This is a genomic window from Ornithinibacillus sp. FSL M8-0202 (assembly GCF_037975285.1).
Taxonomy (GTDB): Bacteria; Bacillota; Bacilli; order Bacillales; family Amphibacillaceae; genus Ornithinibacillus; species Ornithinibacillus massiliensis.
Genome location: NZ_CP150248.1, coordinates 903,871 through 920,471 on the forward strand (window position 1 = coordinate 903,871; position 16,601 = coordinate 920,471).

The window sequence follows — 16,601 nt, forward strand, 5'->3', positions numbered from 1 at the left end:
TTAGGATATTATTTTGCTATCGGTTTAACTACGGTAGTAATAATGAGGCGTTTCCAACGGGTTCATAAACGGAATGAATAGCCATCCAACTAGTCTCTTAATCCGCCTGCATTCCACCATCAACATTATATAATGAGCCTGTTACAAATGAAGCTTTATCAGAAGCCAAGAATAACACGACTTCTGCTACATCTCTTGGCGTGCCAAAGCGACCTAATGGGATACCTTGCTTAAGTGCTTCTCCAACACCTTCAGGATCGTCCGGATTCATGTTCTTTTGAATACCGGATAACATCTGTGTATCGATGGCAGCCGGTGCTACCGCATTCACGCGAATACCACTAGAAGCTACTTCAAGAGCGGCTGTTTTAGTCAATCCTGCAACAGCATGCTTAGAGGCTATATATCCTGCCATGCCGGCAGCCCCTATGTAAGCGGCATTTGATGCTGTATTGATAATGGACCCATATCCTTGCTTTTCCATTTGCTTTATAACATGTTTTAATCCTAAAAACACACCTGTTACATTAATCGATAAAACGCTTTCAAATTGTTGTTTATCAAGATCTTTAATCGGAATGGAAGGCCCAGAAATTGCTGCATTATTAAAGAATACATCAATGGCTCCAAATGCTCCCACCGTCTTTTCAACATATTGAATGACGTCTTCTTCCTTTGTAACATCAGCTTGAATGACCAATGTTTTATCCGGTTGATTTAAACTTTCCTTTGCGCTTTCTAAAGCTTCCTCACTAACATCTACGAGAACCACATTCGCACCATTCTCCAAAAATACTTTCGCTGTCTCTTTTCCAATACCACCTGCACCACCAGTAATTAAGACTGTATTTCCGTTCATACACAATCCTCTCCTTTGTTAAATTTTATTCCTACAAGTATATCGTATAGAAAGGGGAAGTAATTTTCAAAAAATACGCACAATAAAACACTATGTTCCTGCTTTAATAAAATTTCCTTTGTACTTTCTACTGCCCCGAAGTAATATTACTTTGTCTGTTTACGTAGTTTTGATATTTCTATTAGAATAGGATAGGATTTAAATGATAGTTAACGCTAGATTTTATAAGCGTATAGTACTAAAGCAGAAAGAGTGACTATATGAATAGAAGGAGGAAAAACACATTGAAATTAGTCGGAGTTTCTGGAACGTTAGCCGGAGAAAAAACGTCACAAGCAGTGTCTACCTTTTTAACAGCTGCTTCTTCCATAGATCCACAACTGGAGATTGAATTAATTGATTTAAGAGAATACGAGGTGGAGTTATGCCGCGGAGAGCCACTTTCCTATTACAACGAAGATACTTGGAAAGTTGTAAAAAAAATTCTATCCGCTGATTTTCTTCTATTTGGTACCCCTATTTATCAAGCATCCATTTCAGGTGTATTGAAAAACCTATTGGATTTCATACCAGAGAATGGATTCAAAAATAAAGTCACTGGGATTATTGCAACCGGATGGTCAGATAAACATTTTCTTGTACCGGAATATCAATTAAAGCCTGTGCTTAGCTATTTAAAAGGATTAGTCCCATCTGCAAATGTGTTCATCCCAAACAATTCTTTTGACATGGAAACCAATGAAATAAATGATTCAAATGTTTCTAAACGACTCCATAGTCTTGCAGATGAAATGATATTTCTCCAACAAGCCATTAATAACAGAGAAACATAATTCGATATCATATTGACCCAGGGCTCGCGCTCTCACTCTGGGTCAATTTTCCATTAACTTATCGTATTCATTAACTCATATTGACGAAGCTTTAAATCAAATAGGGTAAGTGGATCACGATAGAATTCCGGTTTTTCTCTCATTATTTCTAGAGAATCCGTATGTTTGGCGATATCTCCTTGTAGTTCCTCACTTACACTATTTATCACCTCATGGGAATTTGCGAAAAATCTACTAATATCCCATTCTATCGAGCCCTCAAACAATTCTACCTGTTGGATAAACGGTTGGATGATTTTCTCGGTTATTTCACTGTAATCCCCATTTTCAATATAGCTTCTATATTTGCTGTACAATTTATCATTACCTTTTGAAATGGAACCAAACAGTTTCCCTGCTCCCTTTAACAATAATTGAGACGGATTGTTACGCATCAAGATATTCACTTTCTCAATATGAAGCATTCCCCTCGTTATCCGTTCCATGTCCCTCTGCCAATCATCCAATACTTTAAAATCACCTTCTAATTTAAGCCTTTCCTCTCCATATTGGTAATTAAAGCCTTCACTCATATCATCTAAATTCAATTGATAAGTATTGAATACTTCTTCGGAATTTTTTATCCAGCTTGCAATTGCATGTTTAAAATCATATAGAGCCGTCCTTTCCATATAATTCGCAATCCGCTTATTCATTTCGTTATTTAGGTCCACATGAAGCTTACCAAAATCACTATCTTCCTTTATTAGTTCAGAACAATTGCGAATTATTTCAGGCAGCTTTCTCTTGATTTGTTGTATTGCATCCTGTTTTAATTGACTGAATGAATCCGTTACAACTCTTGCTTCTTCGACTTCCATATCATGCAGCTGACTTTGTATATCATGAAGTCTTGTAAGTAGCTCTTCGTTCCAATGAATCTTATCGATAATTTCTTGTAAGACTTCTATACGTTTTTCAATCAGAAATTCTATCGCAGCCTTTATAATATTCCGTATTTTGGATGGACTTGCCACATCGATGTTGTACTCCTCTAACATTGGCTCCATAAATACTTCTAAATCATTTAACAAGCCCTCTTTCTCTGCCCATTTCTTAATGGACTCATATAGTTTAATCCCCTCTTGCCGGTTGTTTTGACTGACGTTAGAATTGGCAAAATAGTATTCTGCTTCATTAATCAGTGTTGCTTGCAGGTCGGAAGGAAAAATATCATTCCAAGCCAGAACAGCCGATGAAGAGATTAATGTATCAGATGTAGATGATATTTCTAACCAGTTTGATAAATGCTTTTGAATTAATGTAGAAATCTCTTTTATTAGAAACCTTCCACTGATTAATTCAAAGTAAGCATCTTTAAATAGGTTCGGAAGCTTCTTCCACATATACGATTCTTCGATACTATTATTCAATAAAAGCTCGTTAATTTCTTCTAGCCAATGAAGATAGAATTCACTTTGTCGATAGCTGTCCCACAATATTTCAGTAAGGCTTTCAAATCGGTATTTGTCCATATCTAATACGGTGACTAATACCTCGTTAAAATAGTTTGGGCCATAATGGGTAGTAAGTCCTCTCCCTACATACTCTTCTAATATCGTGATCCAGGAAAGTGACTTTGTTCGGATTGCCTCCTTTACTGCCAATTCAACTGCATGATCCCAATCCTTAATATCCTCAAAGTACGTCTGTGCAATTTCCGTCACACTTGGATAATCCGGATTTAATGTAACAGCGTTCTTAATTGCATCAACTGCTTTTTGTTGTTCCCCTTGTTGTATGTAAAGTGAAAAAAGCTGGAGTAGTACCTCCGTCTTCAAGTCTATCGACTCGGTTTCTACTTCCTTGTAAAATTTTTCTGCATGATCCCATAAACCCATTTCAAAATGAGCATCCGCTATATTTTTCTGTGCCCATGGAATAAATTTTTCATCTAAAGGATGTTGCCATTTATAAATAGCCGCTTCAAAATCATTATTTAAAAAATACACTTCTCCTTGAGCATATCGAATGGAGGATAGTTCTGGACGTTCTTTCTTCATCTCCTCCATGTACATATCACCCAACACTTTAATTGGATGCTCCTTATTATTCTGATCCACTATATTTTCATAATAGGATTTATTAATTAGTTGATTCTCTGTTGTCACGTTAATCCCCCACATTGTAATTAATTTTATCGTTACGGTGTTTATACCTTTATAGAAATCATTTTCGGTTACAAAAAATCTTCACACATTACTACTATATAAAGCTCACCGTTACTATATTCGTATTATTACACTTGTTTATGGGGTGAAGGGGAATGATAATTTTTTCCAAACTTTAAGTTTGAGTGAACTGGGAAGGGGATTTCTAGTGGGGTGGCTTAAATGGTGAAGGCTCAGATTTGGGTTGGGTGCTTTTTTGGGGGTTGGGTGCATGCTCGCTTGGTGTGGGGTCATGTTCAATTGGTGCGGGCGCATCTTTCTAGGGTTTGGGCTCATGTGCGCTGAGCTTGGGATCATCTTGCTCTGGTTTGGGTGCATGTTCACTTTTCTTGGGCTTATCTAATCCAGATTTGGGCGCATGTTCACTTTGCTCGGGCGCATCTGATCCAGATTTGGGCGCATGTTCACTTTTCTTGGGCTCATCTTTCTCAATTTCGGGCTCATGCTCACTTTACTCTGGATCCTCTTTTCCAGGTTTGGGTGCATGTACGCTTCACTTGGTGCATCTTATCCAGATTTGGGCGCATGTTCACTTAGCTTGGGATCATCTTTCTCAATTTTGGGTGCATGTTCACTTTTCTTGGGATCATCTTTCTCAATTTTGGGTGCATGTTCACTTTTCTTGCGATCATCTTTCTCAATTTTGGGCGCATGTCCACTTTACTTGGGCGCATCTGATCCAGGTTTGGATGCATATCCACTTTACTTGGGCTTATCTAATCCAGATTTGGGCACATGTACGCTTCACTTGGTGCATATTCCCCCTTCCTAAACTACTCCCAAATGTTCATACATTCTACAAAAATGGCACGGAAATGTCCTTCTTTTTCCGTGCCATTTAACGTACGCATGATTTAAAAGCGGGTTCATATAAGACTATTCAATAAAGGAATCATTAAGGCTGCTTAATAGATCAGCAAACAATTCCTGTTCATCTACGGACCATTCTTGTAGCATATTTTGGAATCGTTCTATTCTTCCTTTTTTGTCAGCGAGTAAATTTTCTCTACCGAGTGGGGTAATTTGGAATACACTTCCTCTCCCATCTGATGAATCTTTAGAACGGGAAATGAACCCTTTTGCTTCGGCAGTTGATGCTTGTCTAGAAAGTGTTGATATATCTAACTTAAAACGTTCAGCCAATGTTTTTAATCTTGCTGGTCCAGACTCTTCTAAATTCCGCAGTAACAAATATATCGATCTATCTAGAAATCCTATTTTCTTGTCTGTTTTTTCCTTGTAAACAGCATGACGAATAAAGGTTGTAATCTCATATTCTATCCGCTCGATTGCTCTATTAGTTCCTTTTTGCACCAGCTTCCCCCCTATATTTCCTTTCTTAATCCATTGACAAAAACCCAATTACTTGTATAATACAATTATGTAGTTGTATTATACAAGTAATTAAAGAAAAATATATATTTTTATCCATACTAAAGATAAAGAAGGTGGGCAAGTTGTTCCAAATATAAGGACAACTTATTTTTTATGAAAGGAATACGGGTTATTTTACAAATAGCTATTTTATTTATGTTTTCATTTGTTGGCGATGTACTACACAACGTACTGAATTTACCAATACCAGGCAGTATTATCGGTCTAATTCTATTATTAATTTGCTTATCTTGTAAGCTTATGCCTGCTAGCTTTATAGCTGATGGGGCAGGTCTTTTACTTGCTTTACTACCTTTATTATTTATTCCCGCTATGGTCGGTATAATAAAATATCCATCATTATTCTCTATAGATGGTGGAATTCTATTTTTCATAATTATCATGAGTACGATCGTAACGATGATTGCTGCTGGATATACGAGTCAGCTCATCGAGAAGAAATCAACATCACGAAAGAAGCGAAAAAAATGCAACAAACACTTATCGCAATCAGTATAGTCCTCCTAACGGTAGGGATTTATTTTGCTATGTTAACGATATACAAGTATTTACCTTATCCTGTGTTTCTTCCAGTTCTTACGACTACAATAGTATTAGTAGTACTATTAACACTTTCTCATATTTCCTATGAGGAGTACATGATTGGTGGAAAATGGATTAATGCTTTACTTGGCCCTGGTGTTGTAGCACTAGCGTATCCACTCTACAAAAATCGAAAAGTACTTATTGAAAATATTCTTCCCATCGTTACTGGTGTATTCACTGGAATGATATTTGGAATGGTAAGTGGATTATTATTTGCTCAAGCTTTTGGCATTGGGGAAGACTTAATTTTGTCTATTCTGCCGAAGTCCATCACTACCCCCGTTGCAATACAAATCTCATCTGGACTAGGCGGGATACCTTCCATGACTGCTGTGTTCGTCATGATTGCTGGTCTATCAGGTGTCATTTTGGGACCTCATATTCTGAAATGGAGTCGTATCGACAGTTACCTTGGAAAGGGAATTGCTTTCGGTAGCTCCTCCCATGCCTTAGGTACTGCAAAAACATTTGAGTATGGGGAATTAGCTGGTTCTATGAGTTCTGTTTCTATGACATTGAATGCTGTATTTGGCACTATATTTGGTCCAATTGTAGCGTGGGCATTTCATATTTTTTAACAGAATTTATAACATGATAAAGGACATGGGATACGCTTCTTCCCCATGTCCCTTTTCCTATAACAAATCCTTACCTTCTCGCCATCTTCTGCTCATATATTTCTCCGACTCACCCGTATTAGCATTTATATAAAATATCTCCTTAACTAGCTCACTTTTCACTGCTACTTTCCATAACGGCAAGTAATTTAAGGTGATTTCTCTGATTTCATGTTTTGGCTTCTTTAATACATAAGAACGATTTATTTGTTTCTGCTGTACATCCCTTACATAGTTTACTGCACTATGTTCATCTGGAATCCGAACAGGTACTAGGTAATCCGGTTCCACCTCTTCCCTTGTTAATGGTGGTACCTTAGAAAACACCCCTCGATAACCTGAAACCCCATCTACAAAAATAAGATTCGGTGTTCTTCTCGGAGGAAATGGTGGGCGTTCTGCAATGACAATGGTTTTCGCAATGTAAAAGGGATGATAGATCAATTTCTTTTCTGTAGTAGAGTCGATTAAATGTTTGATCGTAATAGACTTATTGAATTTATGGCCTAGTCCAAGACTTTTATAAATATATTGGTAAAGTTCGACTTCACTTATCCTATTTTCCGTTCCAATTCGTTGGATGGATCTTCTTTTGTTTTCTATTGCATGCATGATTCATCACCCTCTTCATTAGTTTAAATGACCATGATAGTAATCCACTCGGTCTTGTATGTCCTTAGCTGGTGGTTTCGTCATTAAGCTAACGATAACGGTTAAAAATAATGAGACAGGCGCACCAATTATTGGTTCTGCATTGGTAGGGAGCCATTGTCCAATAATAAGAATCAAGAAGGTGAGTGCTCCTCCTACCATCCCGACGAGAGCCCCTGTTGTATTTGCCCGTTTCCACCAAAGTCCTAGTACTAGTGGGAATCCGAAAGAGGATAATAAGAATCCGCCGACCCAACCAACCATGATAGCAATCAACCCTGGTGGATCAATTGCGATAATGACACCGACAACGCTCGCAATAATCATAACGACAAGCCCTAATCCCGTGACAAATCGTTCTGATGCCTGTTTATTAATATGTCCTTTGTATATATCATGTGCTATCCCTGCGGATATAGCTAATAGCATGGCGTCCGCAGAGGACATAATCGCTGCCATAAGCCCTGCCAGCATAATTCCACCCAAAATCGGCGGCAAATAATGTTCCACAACAGAAACAAAAATCATATCACTTCTATCTAGAGATTCAATAATTCCTAAACTTGCCCCAGCAGATGTCACCATGAATCCTGATATAAATAATGTTAAATATAATAAACACGCCCACATAGCAGAACGCCGAGCAGTTCTGGCATCACGAGAAGCAAAATTACGCATGACGACAGATGGTGAAATGATGCCAAACCATAGAAATGCAATAAATAAACCGAAATAGGACATCCAAGGCTGTGTAATATCTCCAAATGTCGGGCTCACTGCAAGAGCATCACTAATTAAGGAACTAAGACCACTATGATCAACTAAAATAAACCCAGCAAGAACGACTATCCCGATTAGCATAATCGCACCTTGTAGGAGATCTGTATAGGTAATAGCCCACATCCCACCTAATGCTGCATATATAGTAAAGCCTAACCCTAGTACGATAACGGCCGTTGTATAATCTATTCCGAGTACATAGGAGCCGATAAGACCAGATGCTGTTAACTGTGGTACCATATAAAACGTCATTCCAATTACAACAATAATAGCAGAAACAATTTGGACCGATTTTCCATATCGTTGGTTAAAGAAGTCTGGCATCGTTTTCGCACCAGAACGGCGAATTTGTCCTGAAATTAAAAACATAGCAAATGGCATAATTGCAATAACACCAAATGCATACGTAAAAAAGTAAGGTACTCCTAAAGCAACCCCAGATCCAACTGCCCCCATCAAAGAACTAGAGCTAGCTACTGCAGCAAAAATAGCAAATGCACCAACAAAAGTATTGATACTTTGTCCAGCAGTAAAATAATCACTTTCCGATCGCCGTGCTCTTCGGTAAAAGTAAATACCAATCACAGTAATAACAATTAAATAAATAAAAAGAATAATAGCTTCTGTAGTTCGCATCACTATCCCCTCCTATCCTAATCTATTTTTCTCCCTCTCTCGCTTTTCAATCCAAAGACAATAAATAATCGCTAATAAAAACCAGAAGAATAAACCGATAAACATCAACCATCCAACCAAAGAAATCCCAGCAACATAAATGTCTGTCGGCCACCAGATGAATACAAAGCCTGCATAGAGAACTAATACTATCGTTAAGATAAACCCTGGGTCTTTAAATTTAGAGTTAGATGCCATTTGTACACCTCCTGTTTTCGAATTGCAAAACTTGTCTTATCTACATGAGTATGTGAAAAGATAGTGGATTATTCGGAGAGATTATGTGGGGAGTTGCTTTTAAGTCTTGACGTTAGGTTCTAATTAGAAAGTAAAAATGGCTCTAATCATCAAAATCAATGATTCGAACCATTTATTAGTGTATTTCTCATTAATAGCAAAGAAGAAAACATCCTATTAATAAAACTATAGGGTTAAACTATTGGATATAAAGTGCAAACATATCTCAACTTTTCAATTATTAACTCTCAGTCGTTCTAATTGGCTGTAATCTCTTCCATAAATGTTGGATTATTTTTCCGAAAATTGTTACAACCAGAAGAGAAGCAATAATGATACTTAAATACTTCATATCTAACAATACATTACCTCCACCATAAATTAGACTGAAATAGCTATTAACCCCATATGTCGCTGGAAGTAAATCACCAAGTCCCTGATAAAAAGAAGACAATAATTCACGTGGGACAATAGCTCCTGAACTAACTAATTGTGATGCGGTTAAGGCAATATTGAAAATCATACCGATATTCCCAAATAACATGACGAAAACTTGAGATAAGGTTAAAAAGCTAAACATTAACAGTGCTTGAAAGCCCCATAGAACGAAGAAGTTTTGATTGATATCAATGTGAAACAAATACATTAAGCAAACGGTTAATAGTGATACACCAATTGCTACAAGTACATTAATTATTTGTCTTCCTATAAAAAGGGATGATTTACTATGCATGGTCGTTAATTTTCCTTCTGATAATTGTAGATGTTGGCTAACCAGCATAGCACCAATATAGGAAGCTAATACAATTAACAACGGTACCATCGTTGGAGCAAATCCTTCTTTATCATTGATTTTGATAACATTTTCATGAATACTAGGATTACTACTGCTTTGCAGTATATCAATTAATTGACTTGTAACTTGTTCTACCACATGTTTATTTTCTGACTGCTCTGCTAGCATTTGAGGTACGTGATTACGGCCATGGGATTTTACCACCAGTGACATTGTTTTTACCAACGTTTTCCAACTAATTTACCACTAATCGCCAACACATGTACCATTAAATTGATATCACTATTTGGCTAAATGAAAGCCACTACCCGCAGATAGTGGCTTAATTATTGGGATTTTAATTAAAAGGACTAATGCCTAATTCAAATTCCAAAAGTGTTTTTTCCCACCTTAATTTGTCATTCTCTACTTCCAGTCTTTCAACTAGGGTTCTTAGTCTTTCAATCTTAGTTTTATCATCAATACCTTTCTCATCAGCTGTTCCTACTAAACTTAGATTATATAAGAAATCCACAACCTCTGATAAATTTATTTCATACTCATCATTGATTACGGTGGCCATTAATTTACCTTCTTCAATCCATTTTTCAACTGTGTATCGATCACAATTTATTTTATGTTCTTGAAGTAGAATTATAGTTTCTAATATTGTCATATTATACTTCCACGCCCAATCCATGACGCTCGCGCATAGAAACTTCTCCGTCAATTAGTATTTGATAGGAGTCGTGGATAATACGGTCTAAAATAGCCTCCGCAATTGTTTCATTTCCTAATTTTAAGTGCCATCCACTAGGATCAATTTGGGAACAGAATATAGTTGAAGCTATTTTATGACGCGCTTCGGTGATTTCTAGTAGAATTGCTGCTTCATCGGTTGATAAATCCGTCAATAACCATTCATCAAGTATGAGTAGATCAACTTTCGTATATTTTTTAATACATTTCCGGTAACTGCCGTCTGCAGCTAATTTTGCGAGTGATAGTTCATCTAGTAATTCTGGTAAGCGAATGTATTTTACTTTATAAAATTGACGACAAGCAGCTACTCCAAATGCACTAGCTAGATATGATTTGCCTGAACCAGTTGGACCTTTTAATATAATATTGTGACTATCGTGGATATAGCTCCCGCTAGCCAGTTTCAAAATCAACTCCTTATCTAATCTTCGATCCTCATGATATTCTATATCTTCTATAGACGCATTTGAGTTTAAGAATGTAGCTGTCTTTATTAACCGTTGAAGTTTATTACTTTTGCGACGGGAATATTCTAAATCAACGAGTAAAGAAAGGCGATCTTCAAAACTCATCTTTTGAAAATCTTTGTTTAATGCTTGTTCCCTATATGCTTCAGCCATACCGCTCAATTTCATTTCGTGTAACTTTGTTAAGGTTTGTTCATTCATCATTTGTTCGTTCCCCCATAATAAGAAGCTCCACGTGTGAAGCCATAGTTATTTTTACTAATTTCTGTTTTGCGTTTTAGTTCTTGCTCAGCGTCATTCTTTTTATTGTTCTTTAAAATTGTTTGTATACTTTTGACCGTCGGTCTTTTCGTCATAGAAATAATCATTTTACATGCACGTTCAATTTCATATTTTGTGTAACGACGTTCAGATTTTTTAACGAAAATATAGACTGTAAAGCTAGTTTTTCTGTTTGCGAAGTATCTAGAATGTATTGAACAACGTTCAAGGTTGATGGTCCGATACTTTCAGCCCATTCAATCACAGCTTCTGGAGTTTGATCTACGAATAACTTGTGATTATCAGGCATATGATCACGAATAGTAGATATCTGACCAAACTTCCCATATAATCGTTTATGAGAAGCTATCCGCATATGATTGAAAAAGATTTCTACTAAGTTATCAGAAAGCTTCACTTCTACTTGGCGATTGATATATTCATATGGAACTGAATAAAACATACTTTCAACAGAGATGTGATAGTCTGGACGTACTTTCGCTGTCTTCCATTCAGACATTTTATACGGCGAAGCAGGAAGAGGGGAAAGCGCAAATTTCTCCTCTTCTTTAAATGCTGACCAACGACTTCCCTTTTTGCGAGTAAAGGGACGTTGGTTGAATTCATCTAATTTCCTCCATACTTCTTCGTTCAATTCATCGACACTGAAACATTGATTATTTCTTAGCGCTGCAATAATCCAAGTAGAGATAGCGCCAACAGAGCCTTCAACACTTGCCTTATCTTTCGGGGTACGAACCCGCGCAGGCATAACCACAGTATTGTAGTAATCTGCCATTTCCTTATAGGTAGGATTTAAGACTAATTCACGTGAGGTATGTTTTGTCACACCCGTTTTAAGATTGTCCGGCACGATAATTTGTGTTACACCACCAAAATACTTATACGCATTGTTATGGGCAGTACTCCATGAATGCAAATCCATTGATAAGGTTGCTTCCGCATACGATAACTGACTGCACGGCAGTGTCGCAACGAAAATATACGCCTTTATTTTCTCTCCAGTATCTCGATCGGTGATGAAAGCAGTAGTTCCTGCCCAATCGACTTCCATGATCTCCCCTGGTTTTCTTCGAATGCGCAATGTGGCTTTGAACTTATCGGCATACTTGCTGTAATGACGCAAAAAACTACGATATGAGTACGGAATCTTATTGTTCGCGCGGCACTCAGCTTCATACTCATGATGGAGTAGTGAAAGCGTCACATTTGGCTTTGCTAACTCTTCGTGAATATAATCGAAGTTCAGTGGCTGCCGTCCTGAAGCCTCCAAAGTCTTCTCTGGAAAAAGGAATTCCTCCATCCATCGATCCGTCATTACCTCATCTAATGGGCAAACCAAGCCCTTCTTTTCGGCAAGACGAATGACTTCTGTTACCTTTTGTCGAGAGTGGCCTGTACTTGCTGCAATACCCCTTAGGCTGATTCCCTCATCATAAAGTTCCAAAATCTTTCGATAATGGATCATAAAAAAAATACCCCCTATATAACTAATGTCACACCCATAGGTGTGCTCATTAATTATACAAAGGTATTAGTGGTAAACGCTTGTCATTTGGTGGTACATTTTTTGTCATTCGGTGGTAAAAAACATGGCGAGGTTGGTACATTTCATTGGCCGTAATCAGTACGTGGTCTGCTATTTGAATTTTTATTGCTTGTTGTACCTGCTGATTTACTTGCCCTGTTATATTACCTGCTATTTTCTCCATCATTTGTTTGGTTAAAGTTGCTGTAGACTGATTAATATAATAGTCTATACAGCAACCTTGTCATAATTGATGATTTAATGTTTATGGCGATGACACAACAAGAAGCTAATCTATTCTTTCACCTAATAAATGACCTATACAATCAATCATCTATTATTCTAACGTCAAACAAATCCCCAAAAGAATGGGGAGAATTGATTGGTGATCCAGCTATAACAGCAGCGATTTTAGATCGTATTGCATCAAGAGCAGAAATCATTAAATTAAATGAAGATAGCTATCGTATGAAAAATCGAAGAACGATTTTTGATGAGCAAAGTGTTAAAAATTAATTATCAAAAACTGTTAAATTCTACTTGACGGTTACAACCTTTCACAGGCGAGATTATTTATTATATATTTAAGAACCCGGAGCGTATTGTAAGATAGGGCTATACAAGCTATACTTTACTAAAATTCCTATTATTACCAATAAATTGGGATTTATTTGACGGATACAGTTTATTCGGTATTATTCTAAATGTAACCTTATATTTGACTGATGATGAACTCTACCAAATTCGCTCTAGATCATTAGATTACGAGGAATACCCTGCATACTTTATCAATGAAGTTAAACAAAATGTTCATTCAATACTAATAAAAAAGCTACCCACAATGGGTAGCCTCTTTTAGCAATATAGAACCTCGTTTATTGAAGTTGTATCTTTATTATCTCAATGTCATCCTCTTACCCGTTGAGATTATGTTCAGCCACATCTCATTCAAGCAAATAAATGTTGAAATAGAAGGTGCTGTTCTACGGTAATGTTATACCATATAGAGCTTATACATATAGCACCCACGGTTATTACCACAAAATCCTAGCCAACCTCATCAACATCTTCCAACCCCACTATCCGACTCCCCCTCATAATGCAAGTCCCGGAGCGTGAAGTGTAGATACCCTGCTATGTAAATGTAGTAATCAAGTCTATATTTTCTTCCTTTTTTACTCATAAAAAGTAATTAAAGCTATCTTTGCATTTATTCTTTCCGACAACTGTCAGTTAATTTATAAACAAGTGGAAACAAAAATGCCCAGATTATGAATGTCCCTATGGCAGAATTTATTAAATCTAACCAATAAATATGCCCACGATACCAATAACTAAACAAGCTCGTTATTATGACTACTATTAAAGAAGCGACTATAGCATTCCTTATATATTTTTTCATGCTAGACATTCACCTCAAGTAAAGGATTTTTAAGGTATTGTATAATTGACGGTTAATCTATTATTTGGTAGCTATAATAAATACTCTTTCTTCGCTCTCTGGTTCTTCAACAATCTTAAATAAATTATTTAAATGCGCAAATTCAACTGAACCAAAACCGGCATTATAAAGATATTCCCTAACATCTTCCATTTTGAAGATTGTATTATATATCACTTCATCATATTTATAATAGTCAGGTGAATCGTCATTCTTGACGAATCCATAATACCTTGTAAATGCTTTTTTCCTTAAAGGTTCGAACATACTTTGGGCGACACTAAATAGTGTCTCTTCTTCCCTAATAAATGTTCCCCCTTTAGATAGACCAAGTTTCGTATTGAGATCAAAAATGAATATTCCATCATCTTCTAAATGTTCATATACTTGTTGAAAGCACTGTATAAGGCTCTGTTCATCTTCTAAATGGTTTAACGCATCATAGGTTGATACAATATTAGGAAATTTTTTATTTAACGAAAAATATCTTGCATCATCATTATAAAATTCTGCTTTACCTATTTCAATAAATTGTTTGCTCAGCTCTTTGGCATGGTAAAGCATATCGTTAGAAATATCAATACCTGTAACCTTAAAATTTTTTGTTAAAAAATAATATGCTAATTGTCCAGTTCCACAACATAAATCCAAAACTTCCTTTTTATTGCTTTTAGTAGAAATATATTTATATATTCGTGGAGCTACTTGAACAGAAAAATGAATCAAATGTTTACTATATACATCTGCAAAACTCTTTCCGTAATTCATAATACGTACCCCCCTTATAATTTATTACCCACCAATAGTAAAAGGAATCAAATTAAAGCCTTTCTTCTCTTGATAATAGTGGCAAAAACAATGAATACAGTAGTTAAAATTAATAATAACCCTAATTCTTGGTAATAAGAAAATACACTTGCCTTTTCCGTCCAAACACCCCTCATCGCAATTAAGCCATAATAGATAGGATTAATAAATTCGACTAATGTATGTAAAAATTTTGGAAACATTTCAGGTGGAAATGTTAATCCCCCTAAAAACATTTGAAAGTTAAATAATATTAAAGCAATCGATTGATATGTTGCACTTTTAGTTGTTATTGCTGAAACAAGATAAACAATTGCATACTGAAATAAGTTGATCACAGTTAGCACTATAATAACCGATAAAACATTATCAAAAGGTATAGGAACATCGGATATAATCATAGCAGTGATGACTAGTAGCAGTATGGCTATGATTTGAAAGATGAGAGTTGCTAGAAATATTCCAAATGAAATCGTAACATGGTTTAAGCCTAAAAGCCTATATTTTAATAGGTTTCCTTGTTCTTCATATAAAGCTAAATATTGTCCGTAAATGACAATAACTGCATTGATAATAATGATAGGAATGAACGCAGGCAATAAATAATCTACTATTGTAAATTGTGTTCCTGTAATATCTATATCTGAAAATACATTACTAAAAATAACAAACATTAACACTGGCATTAAAAAACCGATCGCCGTCGTCTTATAATTTCTCAACAATAATTTCGTCTGATATTTTGAAAAAACTATCATCTTATTCATGTGTAATTTCACCTTTCTCGTTAATGACATATCCTAAATTTTTCAAGAATGCATCTTCAAATGAATAGTTCTTAATATAGATATCTGTTCCATTACTTTCCTTAATCTTTTCTAGGATTTCCGCTTCCTGTTCTGCATCGTATTCAATCATAAATCGATTACCATCTCTTGTTACAATTCCTAATTCTTGTTCTAAAAGACCATCCTTTACATTTGGAACTAAATTAGGTACTACAAAACTAATTTTTTTCTTATTTCCAAATGTTTGTTGTACTATTTCCCCAACACTACCTTTTAAAGTCACTTCACCCTTTTCCAAGATAACAATCCGATTTGCTAAGTACTCTACTTCATCTAAGAAATGACTTGTTAAGATAATAGTTGTGTTATACTCTTGATTAACCTTTTTAATTAAACCCCAAACTTTTCTTCTCGCTACTATATCTAAACCAGTTGTAATTTCATCAAAGATTATTACTTTGGGCTTGTTAATAAGAGTGAGTAATATTGATAACTTTTGCTTTTCACCACCAGAAAGGTTATTTATATTACTCTTTTTAAAGGATAACAAATCAAATTCATCCAGTAATTCATCTATGTCAATGTCACTTTTTTGAAGTTGCTTATATAGATTACATATTTCGTAAACCTTTGCCCCTTCTTCATAAACTGACGATTGCATTTGCAAGCTAATATTCTTGTAAATATCCTTCTCTGGGAACTCATAATCAATTTCTCCACTATAAGGGATCAGCTTCATGATACATTTAATAAGGGTCGTTTTTCCTGCACCATTATGGCCAAGGATTGCAAAAATTTCTCCATTATTAACAGTGAAACTAGTATCTTTTAGGACCTGTTTCCTACCATAGCTTTTTGATAGATTCTGTATATTTATCATATAAAAAACTCCTTCTGTTAGATTATTTG

General features: G+C 35.8%; 16 protein-coding genes and 2 pseudogenes. 4 read left to right on the forward strand and 14 right to left on the reverse strand.

Translation table 11 applies throughout. The features are described 5' to 3' along the window. Positions 1–97: 97 nt before the first annotated feature. Complete coding sequence (locus MKY78_RS04570) at positions 98–859, reverse strand: SDR family NAD(P)-dependent oxidoreductase (protein ID WP_186871033.1); 762 nt, start codon at positions 857–859, stop codon at positions 98–100. Positions 860–1,143: 284 nt separating this feature from the next. On the opposite strand from MKY78_RS04570, the gene MKY78_RS04575 reads away from it, so the two are divergent. Then, entirely contained in the window at positions 1,144–1,692 is a 549-nt protein-coding gene (locus MKY78_RS04575) for an NAD(P)H-dependent oxidoreductase (protein WP_211741976.1), read from the forward strand. Positions 1,693–1,745: 53 nt separating this feature from the next. On the opposite strand, the gene MKY78_RS04580 is transcribed toward MKY78_RS04575, so the two are convergent. Together MKY78_RS04580 and MKY78_RS04585 are read right to left on the reverse strand one after the other, a co-directional pair. After that, positions 1,746–3,842: a hypothetical protein gene (locus tag MKY78_RS04580; protein ID WP_339216587.1), complete on the reverse strand. Its 2,097-nt coding sequence runs from the start codon at positions 3,840–3,842 to the stop codon at positions 1,746–1,748. Positions 3,843–4,778: 936 nt separating this feature from the next. Further along, positions 4,779–5,219: a MarR family transcriptional regulator gene (locus MKY78_RS04585; protein ID WP_339217830.1), complete on the reverse strand. Its 441-nt coding sequence runs from the start codon at positions 5,217–5,219 to the stop codon at positions 4,779–4,781. A 171-nt stretch (positions 5,220–5,390) separates the two neighbouring features. Between MKY78_RS04585 and MKY78_RS04590 the strand changes: the two genes are divergently transcribed. Both MKY78_RS04590 and MKY78_RS04595 read left to right on the forward strand, forming a co-directional pair. Then, positions 5,391–5,795 (forward strand): CidA/LrgA family holin-like protein, encoded by a 405-nt coding sequence (locus tag MKY78_RS04590; RefSeq protein ID WP_339216589.1) that lies wholly within the window; start codon positions 5,391–5,393, stop codon positions 5,793–5,795. Continuing rightward, a complete protein-coding gene (locus tag MKY78_RS04595) occupies positions 5,765–6,460 on the forward strand; it encodes an LrgB family protein (protein ID WP_339216591.1) in 696 nt (231 codons plus the stop codon). Before MKY78_RS04590 ends, MKY78_RS04595 begins: the two co-directional genes overlap by 31 nt. 57 nt (positions 6,461–6,517) lie before the next feature. Here MKY78_RS04595 and MKY78_RS04600 read toward each other — a convergent pair whose 3' ends face one another. The 8 genes and pseudogenes from MKY78_RS04600 to MKY78_RS04635 all read right to left on the reverse strand — a co-directional run bounded on the left by MKY78_RS04600 (position 6,518) and on the right by MKY78_RS04635 (position 12,843). Further along, on the reverse strand, positions 6,518–7,111 hold the full coding sequence (locus MKY78_RS04600) for a hypothetical protein (protein ID WP_339216593.1): 594 nt from the start codon (positions 7,109–7,111) through the stop codon (positions 6,518–6,520). An 18-nt stretch (positions 7,112–7,129) separates the two neighbouring features. After that, positions 7,130–8,566, reverse strand: a complete 1,437-nt coding sequence (locus tag MKY78_RS04605) for a sodium/solute symporter (RefSeq protein WP_339216595.1) — start codon at positions 8,564–8,566, stop codon at positions 7,130–7,132. Positions 8,567–8,578: 12 nt separating this feature from the next. Continuing rightward, a complete protein-coding gene (locus tag MKY78_RS04610) occupies positions 8,579–8,803 on the reverse strand; it encodes a hypothetical protein (RefSeq protein WP_186871021.1) in 225 nt (74 codons plus the stop codon). Positions 8,804–9,083: 280 nt separating this feature from the next. Beyond that, on the reverse strand, positions 9,084–9,863 hold the full coding sequence (locus MKY78_RS04615; RefSeq protein WP_339216597.1) for an ABC transporter permease: 780 nt from the start codon (positions 9,861–9,863) through the stop codon (positions 9,084–9,086). A gap of 112 nt (positions 9,864–9,975) precedes the next feature. Then, positions 9,976–10,293, reverse strand: coding sequence for a hypothetical protein (locus tag MKY78_RS04620; RefSeq protein ID WP_339216599.1), 318 nt, complete (start codon positions 10,291–10,293; stop codon positions 9,976–9,978). 1 nt (position 10,294) lies between these two features. Next, positions 10,295–11,050 carry an IS21-like element helper ATPase IstB gene (gene istB / locus MKY78_RS04625; RefSeq protein ID WP_339216601.1) on the reverse strand — a complete coding sequence of 252 codons (756 nt, stop codon included), beginning with the start codon at positions 11,048–11,050 and terminating at the stop codon, positions 10,295–10,297. Next, a pseudogene (gene istA / locus MKY78_RS04630) lies at positions 11,047–12,596 on the reverse strand (IS21 family transposase). The gene istB and the pseudogene istA overlap by 4 nt, the downstream one beginning before the upstream one ends. 49 nt (positions 12,597–12,645) lie before the next feature. After that, the gene (locus MKY78_RS04635; protein WP_339216603.1) at positions 12,646–12,843 is read right to left on the reverse strand and encodes a hypothetical protein; all 198 of its coding nucleotides are present in this window, start codon (positions 12,841–12,843) and stop codon (positions 12,646–12,648) included. A gap of 47 nt (positions 12,844–12,890) precedes the next feature. On the opposite strand from MKY78_RS04635, the pseudogene MKY78_RS04640 reads away from it, so the two are divergent. Next, a pseudogene (locus MKY78_RS04640) lies at positions 12,891–13,172 on the forward strand (ATP-binding protein); the annotation flags it as partial. Between the two features lie 946 nt (positions 13,173–14,118). Here the strand turns inward: MKY78_RS04640 and MKY78_RS04645 are convergent. The 3 genes from MKY78_RS04645 to MKY78_RS04655 are packed head-to-tail and all read right to left on the reverse strand — an operon-like array spanning position 14,119 to position 16,572. Beyond that, on the reverse strand, positions 14,119–14,865 hold the full coding sequence (locus MKY78_RS04645; protein WP_339216605.1) for a class I SAM-dependent methyltransferase: 747 nt from the start codon (positions 14,863–14,865) through the stop codon (positions 14,119–14,121). Between the two features lie 47 nt (positions 14,866–14,912). Next, positions 14,913–15,671 carry an ABC transporter permease gene (locus MKY78_RS04650; RefSeq protein WP_339216607.1) on the reverse strand — a complete coding sequence of 253 codons (759 nt, stop codon included), beginning with the start codon at positions 15,669–15,671 and terminating at the stop codon, positions 14,913–14,915. Then, positions 15,664–16,572, reverse strand: a complete 909-nt coding sequence (locus tag MKY78_RS04655) for an ABC transporter ATP-binding protein (protein ID WP_339216609.1) — start codon at positions 16,570–16,572, stop codon at positions 15,664–15,666. Before MKY78_RS04655 ends, MKY78_RS04650 begins: the two co-directional genes overlap by 8 nt. Positions 16,573–16,601: the final 29 nt, after the last annotated feature.